Here is a 22,066-nt window from a genome sequence, read left to right as displayed (position 1 = left end):
TTTTATTAGCTTTCAGTATATAGTTTTACATAACCTGTAAAATATGATACACAATTAATGCATGAAGATAAAATATTTTCTGTTATTTATAATTAATATATCATAAGAATAATTAAACAAATTTCTAATAAAAAGCGGATTACTATATAAATAACCCACCAAACTGCTAAATAACAAAAATAGTAATGATGGTTAAACATCTACTATAAACTCTACCCAAATAAATTAACAGTTTTGAATAAATTGCCTGTTGTGTTCAAAAAACAACATACTATAAATTAAGTATATTTGAATAGGATTCAGATAGCACACAAATACAATTTATATGAGAAACAATATTTTCCTGCTGATTCTCTTCACATATTCTTTTATATGTTTCGGGCAAAACAATCAACAAACCAATGAGTATACCAAAGCCAGAGAAATCATTAAAGACCTTGATTCTATTGTTTCTCCAAACGGAATTCAGGAAAGATATAAAGCAGATATAGGTGGTATAAAACAATGGGTATATGTTCGTGGTCAGAATAAAGAAAACCCGATAATACTATTTGTGCACGGAGGTCCGGCATCTCCCATTTCCCCAATAATGTGGATGTTTCAAAAGCCAATTGAGGAATACTTTACTGTAGTAAATTACGATCAGAGAGCTGCAGGAAAAACTTATAATGCCAATGATACACTTACTCTGGGAAAAACTATTAATATAAAACAATACGCTGATGATGCAATAAAGCTTGCTGAGTTTATTACCCAAAAATATAAGAAGAAAAAAGTTATTCTTGTGGGGCACAGCTGGGGAACTATCGTATCTATGCAAGCTGCATTAAAAAGACCTGACCTGTTCTATGCTTATGTAGGAATAGGCCAGGTAATAAACACCCGAGAAAATGAACGCCTAAGCTATAACTATGCTATAGAGCAGGCAACAAAATTAAAGAATGATAAAGCTTTAAAAGAACTTGCTACAATTGCTCCCTATCCCGGCAACCAGCCGATTACCAGACAACGAATTATTGTTGCCAGAAAATGGCCTCAATATTATGGAGGGTTAACTGCTTACAGAAATAATTCGGTTTATTTTTTCCAGGCACCCCTATTAGCACCAGAATATACAGAACAAGATGCAGAAGCTATTGGCAAGGGAAGCTTGTTTACCTTAGCCAAAATACTTCCGGAATTTGTAAATACAGATTTCACTTCCGTTAAAAAATTCCCTATTCCTGTATTTATGTTTATGGGTCGACATGATTATACTACTCCGACCGAACCTACATATAAGTGGCTTCAACAAGTAAAAGCACCTGTAAAAAAAGGAATATGGTTTGAAAACTCAGCACATATGATTATGTTGGAAGAACCCGGAAAGATGCTCGTTACACTTCTAAACGATGTAAAACCCGTCTGTAAATAACACTTAAATCAGTATTTACAATAAAAAAACTCACAGATTATAGAAGTCTGTGAGGTTTTTATGTTAAACAGCTTTTATTTTTAGCCCTTTACTCCGCTGAAAATACTGAAGAATATAACGCCCAGCACAATAAGGGTAATGATAATATAGAGCTTGTCTTTTTCCATGGTAAAACCTATTAATGAGAAAAAGACACGAAATACAGGTGTAGCCACCAGAAAAACAACACCTAATTGGATAAGCTGAGCTGCTTGTAAATGGAATGCCCCTGATACAATACCGCTTAACGTTGTATTAGATCCGCTTTCCCCGACAAAATGTCTGTAATCCGGTAATGCCTCACCACCATGATTGATAAGATACATAATCCCCCCCGTTAAAACTGTAATAGAAGCTATTGTAACTCCCATTCTCAGGATCTTGCCAACCAGTAATTGTATATCCTGGTCTGCCCAGTAGTGTTCAGAAAAATACTTTTTCATCAGAATTTATGGTTTATACCGTTTATAATCATCTCTATAGCAACTGCTGTTATGGCTACAGCAAAAATAATCCTTAATATTTTCGGATTTATTTTCGGTAATATTTTCGCCCCTGTCAAGGCTCCTGCCAATACACCTAAAACAACAGGAAAGGCAATCCCCGGATCCATATATCCACGCTGAAGATAGACAACAGCTGATGCTGCTGCAGTAACACCAATCATAAAATTACTCGTTGTTGTACTCACTTTAAACGGAATTTTCATCGTGCTGTCCATTGCCAGAACTTTTAAAGATCCCGATCCGATACCTAAAAGGCCAGACAGTACACCCGCAATCGTCATTAGCGAAAAACCTCCGGCTACATTGGTTAACTGATAACTTACTTTCTCTCCGTTAACAGGATAAGTACTGTTTAGTTTTAACTTTTCCGACAGCTTACTTCCTTTTGTAAGTTTTGCTTCATGCTTCTTTCTCACCGTCATGGCCGCAGAAAAAATAAGAACTACACCAAAGATTACCGCAATAGCATTAGTCGGCATATAGATCGCTATAAAAGCTCCTACTACAGCTCCTATTGTTGTAGCAATCTCCAGAAACATCCCCAACCGGATATTCGTAATTCCTTCTTTTACATAAGCCGACGCTGCTCCCGAAGAAGTCGCTATTGAAGCCAGCAATGCCGCACCGATAGCATAACGTATATCTACATGAAAAACTAGTGTAAGCAGAGGAATAATAATTACACCGCCACCAAGGCCCGTTAAAGAACCCAGTAAACCCGCCATATAAGCCCCGACAAGAAGTATAAGGGTAAAAACAAGAATGGTCATAATGAAAAGTTGTTATTTAATATATTATCAAGAATTTTAGCTGCCTGTTTTTCTTTTTTATCCCTGACAGCCAGGTATAACTGCTCGTGCAAATGGTAACTCATGGCAAAAAAACTGATGCCTTTTGGCTCTCTTTCGTGGAAGAAATCGGTTATCATTTCCGTGAATCCCTGATACAGCAGCAGCAATACCTGATGATTAGCTGCTTTTGCTATATTCAGGTGAAAAGCTATATCAGCCTGAATACAGCTGTCTTTATTCTCTGCCAGGATTGCTTTCTTTTTTTCCTGCAGGCTTTGGTCAATAGCCTCCAGTTGTTTTTTAGTTGCTGTTTGACATGCACGTTGAATAAGTTCTCCTTCTACCAAACGTCTCACATCATTTATCTCATCAAACTTTGCTTTCTTCAGGATATCCGAAGGACTTAGCATCTGACTTTTATTTACATAAGTTCCCGAGCCTTGCTTTACGATTAAGATTTTAGATATCGATAGCTGTTTTACAGCTTCTCTGATCGTAGAGCGCCCTACCTGGTAGATTTCCATCAACTCCTTTTCCGTAGGAAGCTTATTCCCTACAGGATATTTCCCTTTCAGAATATCTCCCTGTATACGAGCTGTAGTGAGATCTGACAAGCGTTCTTTTTTTTCCATGATTAAAAATTACACCACAAAGATATGATGTATAAATTAAAACATCAGATGAATTTAAATTGATTATTTAAATAATAAATATTCATTTTTATAGACATTACCTAATTAGATCATTCATTCTAATTACATATTATAATAACAGCCATAAAAGATACCTGATTTTATATCTAATATCCAGGAAAGCATATCATACATAGAATTTAATTTCAGACAATAAGTATTTCACAAGTAATTTTATTGAAACACAAATCAAAAAAAATGAAAAAAATTATTATTTTAAACAATTATTTAGAATAATATACTTACATTTAACAAAATAACCTAAAAACAATTTGAAAATGAAAAAATTATTATTAATTGCAGCTATCGGAGTGGCAACTTTAATGAGTGCAACTGCTGCCTCTACAACAAAAATCAAATGTTTTGAAATAATATCAGAATCTGGTTTTGCCGCTTATGATACAGCAGATAAGGGAACATGCTTTGTTTACGGAACTTATATAACAGATACCAATACTGGGGTGACAGTTTTTAAAGTTGCAAGCATTGCAACACAGGCAACAGTTATTACCCCACCATGTACTGGTGAAGGGAGCTATTTAGTATAACTTGATTAAAAGAAATAATGAGTACAAAATCTTCATTTTTAGCTATACTATTTATTTCGTTTTATAGTTGTACTACAAAAATAAAGAATCAGCCTGTTGTTGATTACTATTCTCCATCTAAAGATTTTTATAATAGCATCTCTAACGGGCAACGTATTTATGAACAACAAAATAAAAACACTCTGGTATTAATAAACAATAAGAAGAGGGATCTTTCTGATTTTCATTCAGAAATAAACAAAAATAAAATTAAAGGATTTAATGTCATTACTGATAGTACAGAAATAGCCCGGTTAGGGTATTCCTATAATAACATTAAAAATATTATTATTGCAACCACTAAATAAATAATCATAATGGCTGTTTGAAACAGCCATTTTTTAATATAAACTTATGAAAAAAACATTTTTTTTCCTGATTCTGGTTTATAGTTTATGTTTTTCTCAAAATATACTTTTTAAATCTGATGTTCAAATTATTTATGGACTGGATTTTAAACCGGACTCTACATCTGGTAAATCGCAAAATGAGATAGTCAGTTTATATATTGGGAAGAATAAATCTGTTTTTCAAGATAATAAAAAGTTTCAAATAGATTCTTTAATAGCAAGCCAACAGCATTTTGAATTCCCATCCAAACTCCTATTTAAAGTAAATCATGTAGTATTCAAAGATTTCAAAAAGTCAGAGTTAGTTTATAGTGAAATGATTGATAAAGCAGTCGTTGGGTATAAGGAACCACTTTTACAAATGAAATGGAATTTAAAAAATGAATCTAAAAAAATATTAACCTATACCTCCTATAAAGCCGAAACAGAATTCAGGGGCAGGAAATATACAGCATGGTATACAAAAGAAGTTCCATTTCAAGATGGTCCATATAAATTTTCAGGTTTACCCGGATTAATTCTTGAAGTATATGATAATAAACAAAACTTCCATTATAAGCTATTAGCAATTATAAAAAAATCTAAGGAAATCTATATAATCCCAATATTTATTTCACAGATAGAAAAAAGCTAATTGAAGCCAAAATGAATAATATTTCGAAAAACTCAAAAGGTGTAATTAGATTTAATCCTTTAGAAAAGAATTAAATTTTTATTATAATTGGATAATAAAGCCCTGCTAATTCAGGACTTTATTATTTTATTCACATATCCCGTTCTAAAATAAGCTGATAACAATTCAACTTGTTTTTAGGATGAAACAGATTTTTAATTCTCTAATGTAGCATTCAGTGTAATCTCGAAACTGAAAGCTCCGCTTACCGGGCAGGTTTCTTCAGCTCCTTTGGCGATTTGCTGAAACTGTTCTTCAGATATTCCCGGTACTTTAGCTGTTAAGGTTAATTCGGATTTTGTAATCTTTCCGTTTTCAAGGCTAACCACAGATTTAGTTTCCAGTACTTCCGGAGTAAAGCCTGCTTGCGTTAAATCAAGACTTAACTTCATTGTAAAGCAGCCAGCATGTGCTGCTGCCAGCAATTCTTCAGGATTTGTTCCTACTCCGTCTTCAAAACGGCTGCTGAATGAATATTGGGTATGATCCAATACAGTACTTTGAGTTGTAATATTTCCTTTCCCTTCTTTGATGGTACCGTTCCATACGGCTGTTGCGTGACGTCTCATAAAATTTAGCTGTTATTTGATATTTATAAACTAAAGTTAGTCTTATTCTCCGGACATTCAATATTAAAAATTGTACTTCTTATTTTTTGGAGCATTTAACCTAAGTAATATTTTTTCTTCAGCCACAGGCTTACTCTTACCAGTACGATTAGAACCGGAACCTCTACCAAAGGCCCTATTACTCCCACAAATGCCTGTGGTGAATGAATACCAAATACAGCTATTGCTACGGCTATCGCCAGTTCAAAATTATTTCCTGTAGCAGTAAAGGCAATTGATGCATTTTTATCATATGGAATTTTAAAAAATTTATTGATTGAAAAGCTTACAAAAAACATCAGTATAAAATAGATAATAAGTGGCATAGCTATTTTAATTACGTCCATTGGCAATCCCAGTATTTTATCACCTTTCAAGCTGAACATTAATACTATTGTAAACAATAAAGCATACAATGTAAATGGTGATATTACCGGAATAAATTTTCTGTTATACCACTCATTACCCTTAATCTTGGTAAAAACACTGCGGCTTATAAAACCCGCAAAAAAAGGGATGCCTAAATAAATCAGTACACTTACCATAACATCTTTCATAGATACATGGATATCAAAACTTGCCAGACCCAATTCAGAAGGCAATACATTAATAAATAACCAAACCATGAAACCATACATCAGAACCTGAAAAATACTGTTTAATGCTACCAATAGAGCAGCATATTCTCTGTTTCCTTTAGCAAGATCATTCCATACAATAACCATAGCGATACATCTCGCCAAACCAATCAAAATCAGTCCAATCATATAATCTGGTTCATGCTTCAAAAACAAAACCGCAAGAATAAACATTAATATGGGTCCAATAATCCAGTTAAGCAGTAATGAAACACCAATTACTTTTTTATTTTTAAGAGCTTTAGGCAATAATGAATAATCAACTTTTGCCAAAGGCGGATACATCATAAAAATCAGTCCTGCTGCCAAAGGAATATTTGTTGTTCCAATGCTTAGCTTATTAATTAAGCCGGATGTTTGCGGAATAAAATAACCAATACCTATTCCTGATAACATTGCCAGGAATATCCATAAAGTAAGATAACGGTCTATAAATTTTAGTTTCGGCTGCATAGATCAGATCTTAATCATTGAAAAGACATACAACATTTCTGCTGCTATTTGCAAGCTCCGTTCTGCATATACCTGTGTCTGTTCAGGAGTATGATCTGAAATTTTAGGATCTTCAAAGGTAATCGGGATTCTGGCTTCTGCACCCGCTATAAAAGGACAGCCTTCATCCGCTTGCGAGCAGGTCATCACTGCGGCATACAAATTTTCGGGATTAAACGGATGATCATACTTTTTAGAGAAACCTATAATAGGCGGAGTATTTGCACTATACTTTATAACATATACAGGATTATTACCTTCTGATATTTTTAAAATATTAAATCCCTGAATTTTCAGGGTTTCTGTAACCTTGGGAAAAAGTGCAGTTTCTTCGGTTCCGCCGGAATAACAATGTACTTCCGGAATATTAAAATATGCAGCGGCAGCCTGCGCCCAAATCTGTGAAAGATGACTTCTTCTGGAATTGTGTGTACAAATAAAATTAATATTTATACGCTGTTTATCATTTATTTTTTTTTGGATAAAGCTGATTAATGGCAGTAGTACATTTTTGCGCTCTTCACTAATACTAAGCTCTTTTTGAACTTCCTGAATAGTGTCTGATAATGGTAAATACATCATAATTCTATTATAAAATTAGCAACATCCTGAATCCGGAGCACAGCAAGAGGATTGATTCGCGGATAAATCGGACAGGCTTTTCTTTTGTTTAACGGGAGGAATACCGCAAGCATCCTGAGCAAGACATGCTGTAGTTTTATTTTTCAGAACAAATGTCTTTCCGTTAAAATCCAAATCGTATTTACCGATAGTATCACTCTGATATTCAACTTCTATTTCAGCATCCTGTATCCCCAGTCTATCTTCCGAAAGTTTAATAATATGCAATAGCTTGCCTGGCTTCAGGCGATGCTCGTAATCATCCGCATTCCAAAGCTGAAAGTTTACTGTTCTCTCATTTCGGATTGCCCCGCCACAATCGATAAAGTCTTTAATAATCTGTCCTACTTCTGTCACATGAAAATGCTCAGGAACAAATGCTCCGTTTTCTAACTGAAATTCTACATTTTCCAATGCAGGCAGAATTTCTTTAATTTCTGATAACTTCATAATATTTATTTTTTATGGTTTACAAACATCACTACCATCGTAATATTACGATGATAGTAGGTAAAAAAAATGCTTTTAACAGCATTGATTAGTTTTTACTTCCTGGTTAAAAAAAGCATTGAATTCTTCCTGCAACTGTTTCCATACATTTTCTTCTATACAATAACATACCGATTTCCCTTCTATAGACCCCTGTATAATACCTATGTTTTTTAGTTCTTTTAAATGCTGTGAAATAGTAGCCTGCGCAAGACCTAGCTCATCCACAAGATCATTACAGATACAAGCTTTTTGATTGATAATGTATTGCAATATCGCAATCCTGGCGGGATGCCCTAAAACTTTAAAAAGAGAAGCAAGTTTATTATGTTTATCTGTATAAATTTCTGTTTTGGTAGTTCCCATTTTCTTATTTTAATATCGCAATATTACGATATTAAAATTGAATACACAATATTCTCACATAGGGAAACTCCGGAGTATTTCTTATTTTTGTATCTGCATTTCATTATGCAATCTGAATCTGGCAGGCTGTACAAAAGTTTATCTCAATATAGCCACTCGAAACAAGAATAAAATATGGATAAAGAGATTTTCATTTGCCACAACTGCCCTATGACACGTACTATGGCCACAATAGGAACAAAATGGAAACCTATTATTATTTATACAATAGGCCTTAAGAGAAGACGTTTCGGACAAATTTTCACTTTAATGGATATTATCTCGAAGAAAGTTTTGACGGAACAACTGAAAGAACTGGTAGAAGATGGTATTGTACTGCGGGAAGAATATGAAGAAACTTTGCCAAGGGTGGAATATTTTCTGAGTGAAAAAGGAATAGAGCTTCTGAAAATCTTAAACCAGCTTTCTTTATGGAATATGAAGTACAATGATCCTGAAAATACTTCAACAAAATAAAAACTGCTTAACCGAAATCCAAATATAGAATTTCTGATTAAGCAGCTTAGGTGTTTTTAATCAGTTATATTACTTTGTTCTTCCTGTAAGGCTGAAAGGTATCGGATACCATACATATTTGTTTCCTTCTTTTTTCACACGCCCCATTCCCGGGTACGAAATATGGGAAGCTCCTATCAGATAATTGTTTTTTGCAGCATCATTGTAATACTTTTCACGATTATCAATTCCCGATTTGTGATCAACATCAAAATGATTTTCCAGTGCAGGTTCTGCAAACTGTAATCCTTCCATATGCACCAGGTCTCCCCAGAAATACATTTTTTCACCCTTATTTTCCAGCACATATACAGTATGTCCGGGTGTATGTCCTCCGGTAGGCAATGTATAAATATTTGGTGCAATTTCCTGTTTTTCTCTTTCAAAGGTTTTTACTTTCCCCGCCTTCAAATAAGGATCCAACATCTCCTTTGCATTTGAGAAGGTACGCGGATTTGCACCCATTGCTTTTTCATCCGCTTTTTTAGCATTCTTTTCATTCAGCCAGAAATCCGTTTCAGCTTTGTTTACGTGGATGATGGCATTTGGAAATATTATTTTTCCTTTTATTACCAGCCCGCCGGAATGATCTGCATGGATATGGGTAAGCAGAATATCGGTGATATCTTCCGGAGCTACAGCAATTTGTTTCAGGCTTTGTACCAGTTTTCCGCCTGCATTTCCAAATAATTCTCCGGCACCTGTATCTATTAATATCAGTTTCCCGTTAGTTTTTACCAGATAAGCATTCATACTAACCTCTACAGGATTCTGAATAAATACATTTTCTAATAACTGTGTTGGCTTTCCGGGTTCGTTGGTAAAGAAAAGCTGTTCTGCATCTACAGGAAGTACACCATCCAGTAATGCTGTTACCTCTGTATCTCCTACTTTTACTTTATAGGGAGCAGGCATTTGCCCATATATGAGGCTGCTAACAAATAATAATACATAAAAAAAAACTCCCGAAAAACGGGCTTTTATTACATCTTTCATATGACACATAATTTAAATTCTGTTACAAAATTAGACTATGCCGGTATGCCTTTGAAGCTATTTTGGACAAAGTGGTTACATTAAGGTTATCAGTTTTTTGCAGACATTCTGTGATCTGAATTTTCGGTTGACAGGGAATTTTATTATTATACGTTAAATCATAAACTGTATTAAAGTTTCATTGAGTTCCCATAAAAATTATACTTTTGTGAGTGTATTCAATCACTCTGCTGAGTTTGAAAATAAAACAAACGAATTACGTCGTAATAATCTTTTAACAAATAAATTATGACACAATCGTACGAAGTTATTTTCGAAAACAACAAGAAGTGGGCGGCATCCAAACTTTTAGAGGATCCTAATTTCTTTCAGGAACTTGCCAAAACACAAAACCCCGAGTTTTTATATATCGGTGGTTCGGACAGCAGGGTTACAGCGGAAGAAATGATGGGAGTAAAGCCCGGAGAAGTGTTTATCCACAGAAGCATTGCCAATGTTGTCAATACTCTGGATATGAATTCTACAGCAGTTATTCAGTATGCTGTGGAACATCTTAAGGTAAAGCACATCGTGGTATGCGGGCATTACAACTGCGACGGCGTAAAATCAGCAATGACTCCTCAGGATTTTGGCCTTCTGAATCCATGGCTTAGAAATATCCGTGATGTGTACCGCTTACACCAAACGGAACTGAATGCCATTGAGGATGAAAAAAAACGTTATGACAGACTTGTAGAGCTGAATGTTCTGGAGCAATGTATTAACGTCACTAAAATGGCCTGCGTACAGGAAAGATATCTTTTGGAAGAATATCCTATTGTACACGGTTGGGTGTTCGATCTTAGGACAGGTAAAATTATTGATCTGGAAATAGACTTCGAAAAAGTACTGAAGAATATCCAAAAGATTTACAATCTTACCACCTCGGACTGGGTAATGAGAAAAAAAACTATTTAGTTTTTTAAAGGATGTGAGATGAAATTTTGGAGTATTATTACATTAATGTGTTTTCTAAATTTTACAGCTTTGCCCGGCATTGCTGCAGTTATGGATTGGGGAATTCCCAGAACAGATGTAATAGTAAACGAGGAAGAGCCTCATTCCGGTCCCGCTTCTCTTATTGTTTATGAAAAGATGCTTCCAAAAACTCTGGAGGTCTTTGACTACCTGAAGTTTTTTGAGCCCCATGCAAAGGGCCAGGCTTTTGTGCTGGTAGATGATGCTTTTCATCTGTCACCTTTACTCACCATATTTTCTCCGCCTCCGGAAAATCTGATCTAAAATCAGAAAACAAAACCTCCAAATCCTAAAATTCAGAGGTTCCAAATCTCCTCAGCTCTCTGCTGAAAAATATTTTCTATCTCAAGATTATTTCTCTCTAATCAGCCGTTCCAGTTTATCAATCATTTCTCTTAGCTGTTGCAGCATACGTCCGTATAACTCTACCATCTTGTCAATTGAGTCATTGATACAGATACTCTAAAATATAAATGAAATTTCAATGTATATTTTTAATTTCCAAAAATTATTCTTTTCCTTACTCTTAATTAAAATTAAACATTAAATTTGTCAGAAGTCAATCGCAGTCAAAAGATTAATATAAAATCCATGCTCTGTTTCTTTATCCCTCCGATACTGAATATGTATGGATAACCAAGAAAAAAATGATATTTTTTGTCATCAAGTAACTTTAAAAACTGATGACTCCTATAAAAATTTATGGCTTTATCTGTTGATATGAATGTGAAACTAATTGAAAAAGCCACAGCCCGGTTATAATAGCCGGGCTTTTTATTTCAGTTTTGTTTTAAAAAATCAGCTCAATTTTAGCTAAAAAACTTATTACGAAATAACAATATAAATGAAATTTCAAAGTATATTTTTAATTTCCGAGTGCTATTCTTTTTCTTATTTTGCTTAAAAACTCATGTGATATTCCCAGATACGAAGCAACCTGCTGCTGGGTTATCCGCTGTTCCAGTCCGGGATATTTTTCCAGAAATTCCAGATAGCGCTTGTCTGCTGTTTTATTCATTAAGGAAAGAATCCGCCTTTGCAGGGCCACCGATGATCTCTGATTCATAATTCTGAAAACTTTTTCCACATGTGGCAATGTCTCATACAGCTTTTCTTTATCCTCTTTAGAAATCAGCAACACTTCGCTGTCTTCCAGTGCTTCAATATTCAGCATACTTGGTACATCGTTCACAAGGCTGTCAAGATCAGTAATCCACCAGCTCTCTACTGCAAAATATAAAATCTGCTCTTGTCCGTTCTCATTCAGAAAATATATTTTGAAACAGCCGTTTAGTACAAAGCCTTCAAAATTACAACGCTCTCCCTCACATAGGAGAACATCTTTTCTTTTGAACTTTTTAAGCCGGAAAGGCGCTGCAAACTGTTGAAACTCCTTTTCTTTAAGCTCTACATGTTGACTGATATTTTTGTGAAGTAGATCCAGCATTGTTTATATTTAAGTAAATAAAGGTACCGAGAAAACCGGTACCTTTACAAAATAAGCTGCTTATTTAAAGTCAAAACTATTTTCCTTTCAACAAATCTTGTGTATTGACAATACCTGTATACAATCCACCTAATGCTGAAATCCCTGCCAGAAAAGATTTTTGCACATCAGCAGCTTTTACAACCTGTCCATCTAATTCCCGATCTCTTGTTGCTGTTGCATCTCCTACAATAGTATTACTAAAACCATAATCGAAAGCTGCTCTTGTTGTTGATTCCACACAGACATCGGTCATCATTCCTGTAATAACAAGATTTTTTATTCCTTTTGAATGCAGGTATTCCAGCAATTCGGTTTCTCTAAAGCTATTTGGATAATGCTTTATTACAACTTTCTCATCAGCATTTGGGGTTACCAAAGGCGAAATTTCAACACCTTCTGTATCTGGTAAAAAGAAAGTTGCACCATCATTTGTTGCAATATGCTTGATGTGAACAACCGGAAGATTATTTTTTCTGAAATATGCCAGAACCTGTTGTACATTTTTTCCAGCTTCTTCAGCACCCACCAGTGTCATTCTTCCACCTTTGAAATAATCATTCTGAACATCAATAATTAATAATGCTGTGTTTTCCATACTTTTTTTCTTTTGCGCGTTAATTGTTACAATTGAGATTAATGATAGGCATATAGTTATAATACCTTTAAGTAAATTTTTCATTTTTATTTGAATTTTATGGTACAAAGTTATAGCCAAAAAAAGTCCTGACATTTGAACAAGTTCAAAAAACAGTGTTTATTTTCCTGATTCTAAAATTTATTATTTAGAGTTACTAAATGCAAAAACCGACAAATAATTTTGCCGGTTTCCAACTGTCAAAAAACAAGTAATTGGAGAGTATAATAAAGTTACAACTACCTAGCTTAAAAATAATATTGACAGTTTTCTATGGAATTCAAATATCATTGTAGTATTTTGGCAAGTTTATTATGGGACATATCCCACTACACATCTACCAACTGATGGATTAAAATTAGAATTGGCAGGACAAGAATAAACATAATAATACCATTGACCACTTATTTGTACACACTGGAGATATTTATCACCTACATTAGGATATGGATAAAAACCAGCAGCGACACATCTGATAAGCACACCCCTTGCCAGATTTATTTCTACACTTATTATACATGTTCTGCCTCCAATCGTAATAGTAAATATAGCCGGCCCCTCTCCAAGAGGTTTACCCGAAATCGTAAGTATAAGGTTAGCATTTCCATTGACAAAGCTTCCTGCTGCTAATGTTGCTCTTAACCCAGTAACACCTGTAGACTGAACAACCTGACCAGGATATGTTCCTCCATTCCCTCCCTGATAAGGAATTGTAAGCGTCGTATTTGCAGCAACATCTTCATTATTATAGAACGTTGTATTAAAAACTGCACTTGCACAAATTAAATTAGCTATTGACCCTACAGCCTGGGCTACTCTTACGTTTGCCGTATACCTGACTCCGGGAGTAAGCTGCAAATTATTATAAGGTATAACATTGGTTGCTGTTACCCCGCCTATTGTTAAAGTTGAAAAGGCCAAAACACCTGCATTGGTGGCATTACTGTTGATAATGGTTGGTCTGGAAGTTACAACCTGTGCATTAAGCGTTGGAAATACGATAGGAGATCCCGCTGAGTTTGTTGCTGTCCTTGTAACAACCCCATCTGCAAGATTCATCGTCCATTGTCCTGTATCCGAATGTGGGCTATAATTACCTGTAACAGCTGTTACATTAGCATTCCTTGCAGAGGCATCTATCACCGTTGTAATCTGGGTGAATCTATGTTTTAATATAACATTCAGATAATTCGTCTGGCTCCCCGATACGGTAAGGTTTGTTTTAAAATACATTATATCCCTGTTTCCGGGTGTACTACTAATCCTAGCTGTTGCCAAAGTCGGAACTGCCGGATTTGTATAGGTTATCGCCGGCAGATCTGCCACATTGGTGGTATTAACAGAATACACGACAAAAGTATAGGTACTGCCACCATTCAAATTCATACTTACAGTACCCTCATTCCCTCTGGTATAATCTTTACTCTCTACAAATGCCCCGTTATTATCGTATACAACTACCCTGTATACTGTACCATTCGGCAAAGGATCTTTTACAATTGCATCTATTGCACCTCCTTTTATTGTACGCTGTCCCCTCTCTTTACTTTCTACAGGAGTAACCTCTGTTATAAGATCGAGCTCATTGGTAAGCTTAATACGATTCACTTGCACATTCGGATCAACAGACTGAATTCCACTTTTTGTATTACTGTTATCAGAAAGAGTTTCAAATTCACTATCCGTTAGATTTACTTTTACTACGGCCTGATTTTCGGAAATCTGACGCTCTGTATCTGCGCTTCTGCATGAGAATAAAAAGAATGATACACCCAGAAATAAACTTCCAATACCCGTTATTTTACCTTTTGAAAAAGCAGAATTGTATTTTAATATTTTTTTCATCTTTCTGGTTTTAAAAATTAATTGTTGTGTCTCTATCCGTTCCAGTTTCCCATTCTTGTTCTACCTGGCTGGTAGCACTTACAGGTGTTACCCGCGCAGATCCGGCTGCAACCCCTTGTTCCATTTCAATCAATGTCACTTCTACTTTTGGAGGGACATACTCTTTCTTTTGTGTTTTTGTTTTCTTCATAATTTTTGCTATTTGTTTTCCTATTTTTTAAACGACTGCAAAATTATGACTGACATTCCTCTGTATTGGTAACATATGTAACACGTTATCAATTATTTTGTATTTTGAAATTGCTATTAATTAACCCTGATGACGGTAATCTATGGTATTATATCAGTTTTATAAGCTGCATTGACATCCGACTGTCAATATCATCCGTTTCTAAGTAAAAATCTGTATGATATAAAAACAAAAAAACAGGCAAACGGTGCTGCCTGTTATAACCGCCAATAGTAGTAAACAAAAATATAATGAAGTTACCTGAACTACATATAAACACTATGGACGACTTCTATGGATGTTAGTTATAATTAAAACATTATTTAGAGTATTGAAATCTCTTTCTTATTGATAAAAAGGGTGAATAATTGTGAATACATCCACCCTTTACAAACAAACGAATTATGATTTTTTTATCATTTTTTAAATTAAGGTGATGGGTCTCTAATTTTTATACTATTGCGCTATACAACGGACCTGATGCCCTTCTATATTAGTATTAATACTACGGCTTACAGTATTATTGGGCATAAAGTAATTAATTTGGTTTACGCTCGTCCAATACTGTCCGGCAACACCTCGACGATTTAAAGATCCATCATTAGTATCTCCTCCTCCTCCTCCTCTCCTATAGCCTGTTGACATAAAAGTCATTTTAACAGAGCTATTGGTATTACTTGTAAAGACTTTTGCAGCAGAAAAATTATTTACATCATTCGTAGCTGTCCATGTTCCAATATTAGTCTGAGTTGTAGCTGCTATCAATTGATTGAACTCTGTGTCTGTTGGTATCCTATAACCTGCTGGACAAGGATCCGCAGATGTCTTTACAGGAGCTGCTACCGTTCCGCTATTCCATGCGTTAGCCGGAGAAGGATTCGTTGTATTCCATCCAGGTATAGTACCTGCACCTGTAGAAGCTGTTGCAACCGCCGTAATAATCCCCCATTGATAATAGTTTCCAGCAATAGCCTGACTGGGAACATCGGGATCATTAGAAGTTGTAGCTCCCAGAGTATGCCTCATCCATATCCTTCCATTAATCCGCGCTGCAGATTGCCCCTGATAGGTTAAATAAATATCAGTTGGATTAATTGTAACATTCAGATTATATTTAACACCAGGTCTGATGGTTAAATTATTCAATGTTAAATTACTACGGGTTACTGACCCTATAGTAATCGTATAGATGAAAAGATTTCCTGTTGTAGTATCTGTATTAAGGATCCGAGGGTTCGATTTCACAATCATCGTATTCAATCCGGTAAAAGAAAGAAGTGTCTGAGACGTACCTCCACTACGTGTAATATTTCCGTCTGATAACTGCATACTAGCACCTGTATTAGAATTACCAATTCGAGCATTAATATCCGAAATAGTATAGCCTGTTGATGAAGCATCGACTGTGGTAATTACCTGGCTCATTTTATGTTTCAATACAATATCCAGATAATTGGTTCCGCTTCCAGATACAATCATATCTCTCCTGAAATACATCACATCGCTAGCAAACAGTATTGGTGAGGTAACACTGGACGTTGCCAAAGTTTTATTATTCGGATTGGAGAAAGTAACAGAGGGAAGATCCGCTGTACTAGAGTTATTAACCGAATAAACAATAAAAGTATAACTGCTGCCTCCATCAAGCATTAACGCCTGAGCACTATCTTCCTGTCCACGGGTATAGTCTCTTTCCGTAACGTAGTTTCCATTAGCATCAAATACAACAACTTTATAAAGGACGCCCATTGCCAAATCACCCGTCTCTACAGCTGTAATACCATTCCGCAATGTTTTGGCTTTATCCTGTGCAGAAGCTGTATCAGGTACTAATTCGGCTGTCAGCACTAAGTCTTTGGTCAGCTGGATATTCTGGCGTTGCACCGATAATCCGATGCCGGCACTTTTTCCGGAAGAAGCTAATGATCCTAAATTTCCGGCATCGTTATATTCAGTACCTTTCATATTCATTTTTACAGCTACCGGCTCATTTCCTAAATGATGATCCGTATCTGAATTACGGCACGCTGTTACTGTTATCAATAACACAAACAGGAAAGCCTTTATTTTATAAAATCTGTTTTTCATAATCTATATCATTATTTTGTTGTTTATTTGTATTACCACTCAATAGTACCTGATTGGTCTTCAGTATCCCATTCATCTTTAACTGTTCCGTTAGCAGTATCCAATGGACTTACTCTGGCTGACCCCGCAGCAATTCCCTGCTCCATTTTTACAAGTACGACTTCTATTTTCGGAGCTTCATACTTCTTCTTTTGTTTTTTCGATTTTTTATTCATCTGTTTTTATTTTAATTGTGCGAAATTCTAATTAATACTCAGGAAATTTTGTAACAAGTGTTACACAAAGACATTATTTATTTCCTTCCGTATTGTGTTTGCAAATCTACCTCCGTTGTGCCAAAAACCTTGTACTGCAATTACACTTAAAAACCACAACTAACTTAAACACAATAGATTGCAAGACAAGAGAAGTGATAATGAAGTAATATCTGGTTGTTAATTTTTTTGTGAATAATGGTTTAATATTGAAGATTAAACATGCCGGCAGACTTGTATAATTTCTAAGTCGGAAATCATGTTATGAGCTCTCTATTCTTTATTTAGCCACCCTACCTTTTTTCATTACTTAATGTTGTCATGAATCCGAAATTCATTATTTAGAAAGATGTCCGCTGAGTATGTATTAGAATAATCTTTGTTGTTCTTTTTCTGTACTAATGCATTTAGAATTCCCACATCTGGATTACTCTGTAAAAGTGTATATCCTAATGATGCTTTAAACTAAGAAACTATTTAAAATCAATAATAAAAAAACAGGCAAACTCCGCTGCCTGTTATAGATTCTCAAAAAGTAAATAACAAAAGTATAATGAAGATATTCAATGAGCTTCCGTAGACTTCTGATAATACTTTGGAATTTATATAATTATTTTATTTCTATAAAAAGGGTGGATAACTCTTATTGATATATACCCACCCTCCACAAACAAATGAGTTATGAAATTTTTATAATTAAACTGTTATACACTGAAAATGTACTTTAGTATGGATATGTAGCTACGCAACGCACAGGCATTCCTCTTTGAGTTATGACACCACCAGCTGAAAAGAACCCTGTACCACCTACACTAAAAACTCCAAATACATTTTGACTGGACGACCAATATTCTCCTTCTATATCAGAGGTAGTAGTTCCATTGATCGCAAACGAACCATCAGGACCATTTCTAAAACCTGTAAAAGGCATGGTAACCTTTACGTTTGGATTAAATTTACTGGTAAAGACACCTGCTGCAGAACTCGTACTTGTAGTTTGCGTATTTCCTATATAAGTATAAGTTGTATTAACTGGATTTGCCAAAAATCCCAATTCTGCACGACTCGCTACCCTCCAATTATCCGGACAGGGATCATTTGTCCGATTTTTCTGAGGAACAGAGAGACTGCCAAGATTCCATGCATTGGCCTGAGGAACTGTTGTATTATCCCAGCCTGCAATAGGTCCTGTTCCTGTGGTCGCATTTGCAACCGGTGCAATTCTCCCCCACTGGTAATAATTCCCTACAATATCAGGACTTGGAACATCAGGATCAGCTAAATAATTTGATCCTAAATTATGACGCATAAAAATCATCCCATTTATTTTTACTGCCGGATAACCTCTGAAGGTTAAATATTGGTCATTCGGGACAATAGCCAGATTAAGATTATATTTTATACCCCTGCCTATCCTAAAGCGTGAAAAGGCAAACTGGTGAGATATCTGAATAGGGTTGGCTCCGTTTGCCTGTAGTGTTAAATTAGCTATAGAAAACACCATATCACTTTGATTTGCAGTTTCAAACAGTGGATTAATCAGCACTGGATTTGCGGTTGCAATTGCAGTACCAAGAGTGGGAAATGTTAAATTTCTACTAGTATTTCCACTGGCCGTTACACCTCCATCCGACAATTTAAGCGACGCGCTATTATAATGCGGAAAAATCTGAGGTGTTGTAATCCCCGTAATAGTAAATACTTGCGTAGGGGAAGCATCTATTGTTGTGGTGACCTGGCTAAACCGGTGTCTTAGTACCGTATCTAAATAATTAGTCCCATTTCCGGAAACTGTCATTGTTTTAGAAAAGTACATCAGATCATTATCTCCTGATACATTATTCACTGATGCAGTAGCTAAAGTTTTATTGAGTGGATCAACATAGGTCACAATAGGTAAATCTGTAGAAGAGCCAATAGAATAAACAATAAAAGTATAAGCACTGCCACCATCTAATCCCGTGATATCTGAACCCGCCTGACCACTGACATAATCCTGCTCTGTAAGATAGTTTCCACTATTATCAAATACAACAACTTTGTATCTCGTACCATTGGGTAAAGGATTGGTTTCGGTGGCTGCAATAAGATTTGCTTTGGAAGACGCTTGTGAAGTATTAACAGATTTCGCCGGCGTAAGTGTTGCCACTATTTTATAGTCATTATTATTTTTTAAAGCAATCTCCTGTCTTTGCTCTGTCTCCGCTGCAGAATCAGTACTATTTCTTCCACTAGAAGCCTGTGCTCCAATATTACCTGTATCACTAAAATCTTCACCTTTTAAAATAACCTTTACTGAAGCCGGACCTTGTTCACTTTCAACAGAATCATTTGTACCACGACAACCTATAGCTAATGAGAGAACAAGACTTAGTATAATTCCTGTTATGGAAAATTTTATATAATTCTTCATTTTTGTTTGTTTTTAAATTACCAATCTATAGTTCCTGACTGATCTTCGGTATCCCATTCGTCTTTAACAGTACCGTTAGCGGTATCCAGCGGACTTACTCTGGCTGATCCTGCAGCGATTCCCTGCTCCATTTTTACAAGTACGACTTCTATTTTTGGAGCTTCATATTTCTGCTTTTGTTTTTTCGATTTTTTATTCATCTGTTTTCATTTTAATTGTGCGAAATTCTAATTAATACTCAGGAAATTTTGTAACAAGTGTTACACAAAGACATTATTTATTTCCTTCCGTATTGTGTTTACAAATCTACCTCCGTTGTGCCAAAAATCTTGTACTGTAATTATACTTTAAAATTTTAAAATACTGAAAAACAGATATATACAAAACAGCAGAAGTGATAATGAAGTAATATCTGGTTGTTAATTTTTTTGTGAATAATGGTTTAATATTGAAGATTAAACATGCCGGCAGACTTGTATAATTTCTAAGTCGGAAATCATGTTATGAGCTCTCTATTCTTTATTTAATTCTTTATCTTTTTCTATTACTATGTTGTCATGAATCCGAAATTCATTATTTAGAAAGCTGTCTGCTGAGTCTGCATTAGGATAGTTTTTGTTATTCTTTTTCTATACGAATCCCATAAATCTGTAAGCATTTAGAAACTCCACATCTGTATTATTTCTATAAAACTTATATGCTAATTATGTCTTAGACTAAATAATGATACAATACCGTGAATACTACATTAATAATAGTTCATAAAAAAGTCCCGGTTTCCCGGGACTCACAACTAAATCATAAAACAGATCTATGAAAAACTATTTTAAAAGCAGGGTACATACCTGTTGTTCTCCTGTCTTACTATCCTATCCGGTATGTACCTATACTTCATAATTTAGTTGAGGTGAAAATATTACAGATTCGGATTACCTGAAGATATAGGTGGCTCCTACACTGAAAACCTGTTCTGACTTATTTCGGTTACTGAGTTCATTCATTAAGCCTTTATAAGTATTGGAAAGACCCACATCATGTTTAATAACAATTTCGAAATCTCTGTTGATGCTGTATCCTACACCTAAACCTATTGCAAAGTTCAGACTTGCAGCTTTTCCGTTTAATCCGTTAGGATCACTATAATCAGGATCGTACCACGGCCTGCCTGCCGGGATATTCTTTACATTTTGATCGATCAGGAAATTAAATCTGGGTCCTGCCATTGCAAAAAATGATGAAGCTTTTTTTGAAAAATAGGCTTTGAAATATACAGGTACACTTATATAATTGTTGGCATACAATGCATTATAACCATCCTGTCCTTTAAAATCAGGATCTTTTCCTGTTTCTCCCGCACCGTGATATAACACTTCGGGCTGTAAGAAAAGCTGATGGGTTTTGCTAATCGGTATAAGCGCTAATCCCCCGGCCTGAAAATTATACCGTGGACCTGAAGGTCTGTGGGCATTACTAACGCCGGAACGGTTTACTCCTGCTGTAATACCAAATCTGATTCCGTCTGAATCTGTTTGTGCATATGAAAATGCAGATATAGCCAGAGCGAATACTAAAATTGTTTTTTTCATAATTGATATTGATTATTTTTTATATACTTCTGTTATTTTAGTCAAAGCCCCATCAATAGAAGAATTGGCTAAAAGATAATGCCTATGATAGATTGATATTATCTGTACTTCTCGTGCTTTATTTTTCCAAAAGAACTGATCAGGCTTATTTTTTTAACCTTAAAACCATCAAACTTTAACAATAATGAGGTACACCTTCCCCACCATGTTTTATCTATATCATAAATCCATATATTATCGGGATAGAAATTAAACCCTTCCCCTAGATATGATAACACATCTCTTTTACTTTTTCCTAATAAGTAATTATACTCAGTAGCATTTTCTTTCATCGGTTTTCTATTTGTTGTTGTTTTATTATGGTCTGTGTTTATGGGTACATACAATCGGTTGTTGTATAGTTAGGTCTGTTCAGAATCAATTCACCGGTACTTCGTTGCATCTGCAAAACTATATCAAAGCTCCTCAAAACAATCTACTACAATTACACTTCAAATCCACAAACAACACATTAACAATCATTTACAAAACAATTGAAGTAACAATAGGGTAGCACAAAATCAGCCTACTATAAAAGCTCATTGTTATACCCATTAATTAAAAGAGTCCTGATTTCTCAGGACTCTCATTTATAGATAAACATGTTTATGAAAAAATATTGGTATAATGTATTCTACTTTTAACTGCAATATTA

The 22,066-nt window shown here is 35.1% G+C and carries 26 protein-coding genes; 7 read left to right on the top strand and 19 right to left on the bottom strand.

Annotated features, from left to right (window positions below):
* Positions 1–325: 325 nt before the first annotated feature.
* Positions 326–1,414 carry an alpha/beta hydrolase gene (locus AYC65_RS03650; protein WP_034869706.1) on the top strand — a complete coding sequence of 363 codons (1,089 nt, stop codon included), beginning with the start codon at positions 326–328 and terminating at the stop codon, positions 1,412–1,414.
* Positions 1,415–1,494: 80 nt separating this feature from the next.
* On the opposite strand, the gene AYC65_RS03645 is transcribed toward AYC65_RS03650, so the two are convergent.
* Genes AYC65_RS03645 through AYC65_RS03635 form a run of 3 tightly spaced genes read right to left on the bottom strand, consistent with a single transcriptional unit; the run spans position 1,495 to position 3,382 of the window.
* Complete coding sequence (locus AYC65_RS03645; RefSeq protein WP_034869708.1) at positions 1,495–1,896, bottom strand: DUF1634 domain-containing protein; 402 nt, start codon at positions 1,894–1,896, stop codon at positions 1,495–1,497.
* Entirely contained in the window at positions 1,896–2,729 is an 834-nt protein-coding gene (locus AYC65_RS03640; RefSeq protein ID WP_034869709.1) for a sulfite exporter TauE/SafE family protein, read from the bottom strand. The genes AYC65_RS03645 and AYC65_RS03640 overlap by 1 nt, the downstream gene beginning before the upstream one ends.
* A complete protein-coding gene (locus AYC65_RS03635; protein ID WP_034869710.1) occupies positions 2,726–3,382 on the bottom strand; it encodes a FadR/GntR family transcriptional regulator in 657 nt (218 codons plus the stop codon). Before AYC65_RS03635 ends, AYC65_RS03640 begins: the two co-directional genes overlap by 4 nt.
* A 338-nt stretch (positions 3,383–3,720) precedes the next feature.
* On the opposite strand from AYC65_RS03635, the gene AYC65_RS03630 reads away from it, so the two are divergent.
* The 3 genes from AYC65_RS03630 to AYC65_RS03620 are packed head-to-tail and all read left to right on the top strand — an operon-like array spanning position 3,721 to position 5,013.
* Entirely contained in the window at positions 3,721–3,990 is a 270-nt protein-coding gene (locus tag AYC65_RS03630) for a hypothetical protein (RefSeq protein WP_034869711.1), read from the top strand.
* Positions 3,991–4,007: 17 nt separating this feature from the next.
* Positions 4,008–4,337 carry a hypothetical protein gene (locus tag AYC65_RS03625; protein WP_034869712.1) on the top strand — a complete coding sequence of 110 codons (330 nt, stop codon included), beginning with the start codon at positions 4,008–4,010 and terminating at the stop codon, positions 4,335–4,337.
* Between the two features lie 46 nt (positions 4,338–4,383).
* The gene (locus tag AYC65_RS03620) at positions 4,384–5,013 is read left to right on the top strand and encodes a GLPGLI family protein (RefSeq protein ID WP_059333792.1); all 630 of its coding nucleotides are present in this window, start codon (positions 4,384–4,386) and stop codon (positions 5,011–5,013) included.
* Between the two features lie 194 nt (positions 5,014–5,207).
* On the opposite strand, the gene AYC65_RS03615 is transcribed toward AYC65_RS03620, so the two are convergent.
* The 5 genes from AYC65_RS03615 to AYC65_RS03595 all read right to left on the bottom strand — a co-directional run bounded on the left by AYC65_RS03615 (position 5,208) and on the right by AYC65_RS03595 (position 8,266).
* Positions 5,208–5,621 (bottom strand): OsmC family protein, encoded by a 414-nt coding sequence (locus AYC65_RS03615; RefSeq protein ID WP_034869713.1) that lies wholly within the window; start codon positions 5,619–5,621, stop codon positions 5,208–5,210.
* Positions 5,622–5,716: 95 nt separating this feature from the next.
* The gene (gene arsB / locus AYC65_RS03610; protein WP_034869714.1) at positions 5,717–6,751 is read right to left on the bottom strand and encodes an ACR3 family arsenite efflux transporter; all 1,035 of its coding nucleotides are present in this window, start codon (positions 6,749–6,751) and stop codon (positions 5,717–5,719) included.
* A 3-nt stretch (positions 6,752–6,754) separates the two neighbouring features.
* Positions 6,755–7,369, bottom strand: a complete 615-nt coding sequence (locus AYC65_RS03605; RefSeq protein WP_034869715.1) for an arsenate-mycothiol transferase ArsC — start codon at positions 7,367–7,369, stop codon at positions 6,755–6,757.
* 18 nt (positions 7,370–7,387) lie between these two features.
* A complete protein-coding gene (locus AYC65_RS03600; RefSeq protein WP_034869716.1) occupies positions 7,388–7,861 on the bottom strand; it encodes a DUF6428 family protein in 474 nt (157 codons plus the stop codon).
* 75 nt (positions 7,862–7,936) lie between these two features.
* A complete protein-coding gene (locus tag AYC65_RS03595; RefSeq protein ID WP_034869718.1) occupies positions 7,937–8,266 on the bottom strand; it encodes an ArsR/SmtB family transcription factor in 330 nt (109 codons plus the stop codon).
* Positions 8,267–8,440: 174 nt separating this feature from the next.
* Between AYC65_RS03595 and AYC65_RS03590 the strand changes: the two genes are divergently transcribed.
* The gene (locus AYC65_RS03590; protein ID WP_234300236.1) at positions 8,441–8,782 is read left to right on the top strand and encodes a winged helix-turn-helix transcriptional regulator; all 342 of its coding nucleotides are present in this window, start codon (positions 8,441–8,443) and stop codon (positions 8,780–8,782) included.
* Positions 8,783–8,851: 69 nt separating this feature from the next.
* Here the strand turns inward: AYC65_RS03590 and AYC65_RS03585 are convergent, their stop codons facing one another.
* Positions 8,852–9,817 (bottom strand): MBL fold metallo-hydrolase, encoded by a 966-nt coding sequence (locus AYC65_RS03585; protein WP_034869721.1) that lies wholly within the window; start codon positions 9,815–9,817, stop codon positions 8,852–8,854.
* Positions 9,818–10,105: 288 nt separating this feature from the next.
* On the opposite strand from AYC65_RS03585, the gene AYC65_RS03580 reads away from it, so the two are divergent.
* Positions 10,106–10,774, top strand: coding sequence for a carbonic anhydrase (locus AYC65_RS03580; protein WP_034869722.1), 669 nt, complete (start codon positions 10,106–10,108; stop codon positions 10,772–10,774).
* Positions 10,775–10,792: 18 nt separating this feature from the next.
* A complete protein-coding gene (locus AYC65_RS03575) occupies positions 10,793–11,098 on the top strand; it encodes a hypothetical protein (protein ID WP_034869724.1) in 306 nt (101 codons plus the stop codon).
* A gap of 601 nt (positions 11,099–11,699) precedes the next feature.
* On the opposite strand, the gene AYC65_RS03570 is transcribed toward AYC65_RS03575, so the two are convergent.
* The 10 genes from AYC65_RS03570 to AYC65_RS03525 all read right to left on the bottom strand — a co-directional run bounded on the left by AYC65_RS03570 (position 11,700) and on the right by AYC65_RS03525 (position 21,704).
* Positions 11,700–12,281 carry a Crp/Fnr family transcriptional regulator gene (locus tag AYC65_RS03570; RefSeq protein WP_034869725.1) on the bottom strand — a complete coding sequence of 194 codons (582 nt, stop codon included), beginning with the start codon at positions 12,279–12,281 and terminating at the stop codon, positions 11,700–11,702.
* 76 nt (positions 12,282–12,357) lie between these two features.
* Complete coding sequence (locus tag AYC65_RS03565; protein ID WP_078674653.1) at positions 12,358–13,002, bottom strand: cysteine hydrolase family protein; 645 nt, start codon at positions 13,000–13,002, stop codon at positions 12,358–12,360.
* Between the two features lie 267 nt (positions 13,003–13,269).
* Positions 13,270–14,802 carry a chitin-binding domain-containing protein gene (locus AYC65_RS03560; protein WP_052114680.1) on the bottom strand — a complete coding sequence of 511 codons (1,533 nt, stop codon included), beginning with the start codon at positions 14,800–14,802 and terminating at the stop codon, positions 13,270–13,272.
* A 10-nt stretch (positions 14,803–14,812) separates the two neighbouring features.
* Positions 14,813–14,992, bottom strand: coding sequence for a hypothetical protein (locus AYC65_RS03555; RefSeq protein ID WP_034869727.1), 180 nt, complete (start codon positions 14,990–14,992; stop codon positions 14,813–14,815).
* Positions 14,993–15,487: 495 nt separating this feature from the next.
* Complete coding sequence (locus AYC65_RS03550) at positions 15,488–17,119, bottom strand: FISUMP domain-containing protein (protein WP_052114681.1); 1,632 nt, start codon at positions 17,117–17,119, stop codon at positions 15,488–15,490.
* Positions 17,120–17,151: 32 nt separating this feature from the next.
* Positions 17,152–17,334 carry a hypothetical protein gene (locus tag AYC65_RS03545; RefSeq protein WP_034869729.1) on the bottom strand — a complete coding sequence of 61 codons (183 nt, stop codon included), beginning with the start codon at positions 17,332–17,334 and terminating at the stop codon, positions 17,152–17,154.
* 763 nt (positions 17,335–18,097) lie between these two features.
* Positions 18,098–19,786 (bottom strand): fibrobacter succinogenes major paralogous domain-containing protein, encoded by a 1,689-nt coding sequence (locus tag AYC65_RS03540; RefSeq protein ID WP_090346980.1) that lies wholly within the window; start codon positions 19,784–19,786, stop codon positions 18,098–18,100.
* Positions 19,787–19,803: 17 nt separating this feature from the next.
* Positions 19,804–19,986 carry a hypothetical protein gene (locus AYC65_RS03535; RefSeq protein WP_034869731.1) on the bottom strand — a complete coding sequence of 61 codons (183 nt, stop codon included), beginning with the start codon at positions 19,984–19,986 and terminating at the stop codon, positions 19,804–19,806.
* A 729-nt stretch (positions 19,987–20,715) separates the two neighbouring features.
* Positions 20,716–21,372, bottom strand: coding sequence for a porin family protein (locus AYC65_RS03530; protein WP_034869733.1), 657 nt, complete (start codon positions 21,370–21,372; stop codon positions 20,716–20,718).
* A 98-nt stretch (positions 21,373–21,470) separates the two neighbouring features.
* The gene (locus AYC65_RS03525) at positions 21,471–21,704 is read right to left on the bottom strand and encodes a hypothetical protein (RefSeq protein ID WP_031257562.1); all 234 of its coding nucleotides are present in this window, start codon (positions 21,702–21,704) and stop codon (positions 21,471–21,473) included.
* Positions 21,705–22,066: the final 362 nt, after the last annotated feature.

This window comes from Elizabethkingia bruuniana (genome assembly GCF_002024805.1).
Taxonomy (GTDB): domain Bacteria; phylum Bacteroidota; class Bacteroidia; order Flavobacteriales; family Weeksellaceae; genus Elizabethkingia; species Elizabethkingia bruuniana.
The sequence above is the reverse complement of the archived record's forward strand: the minus strand, read 5'-3'. Positions and strand labels throughout refer to the sequence as shown.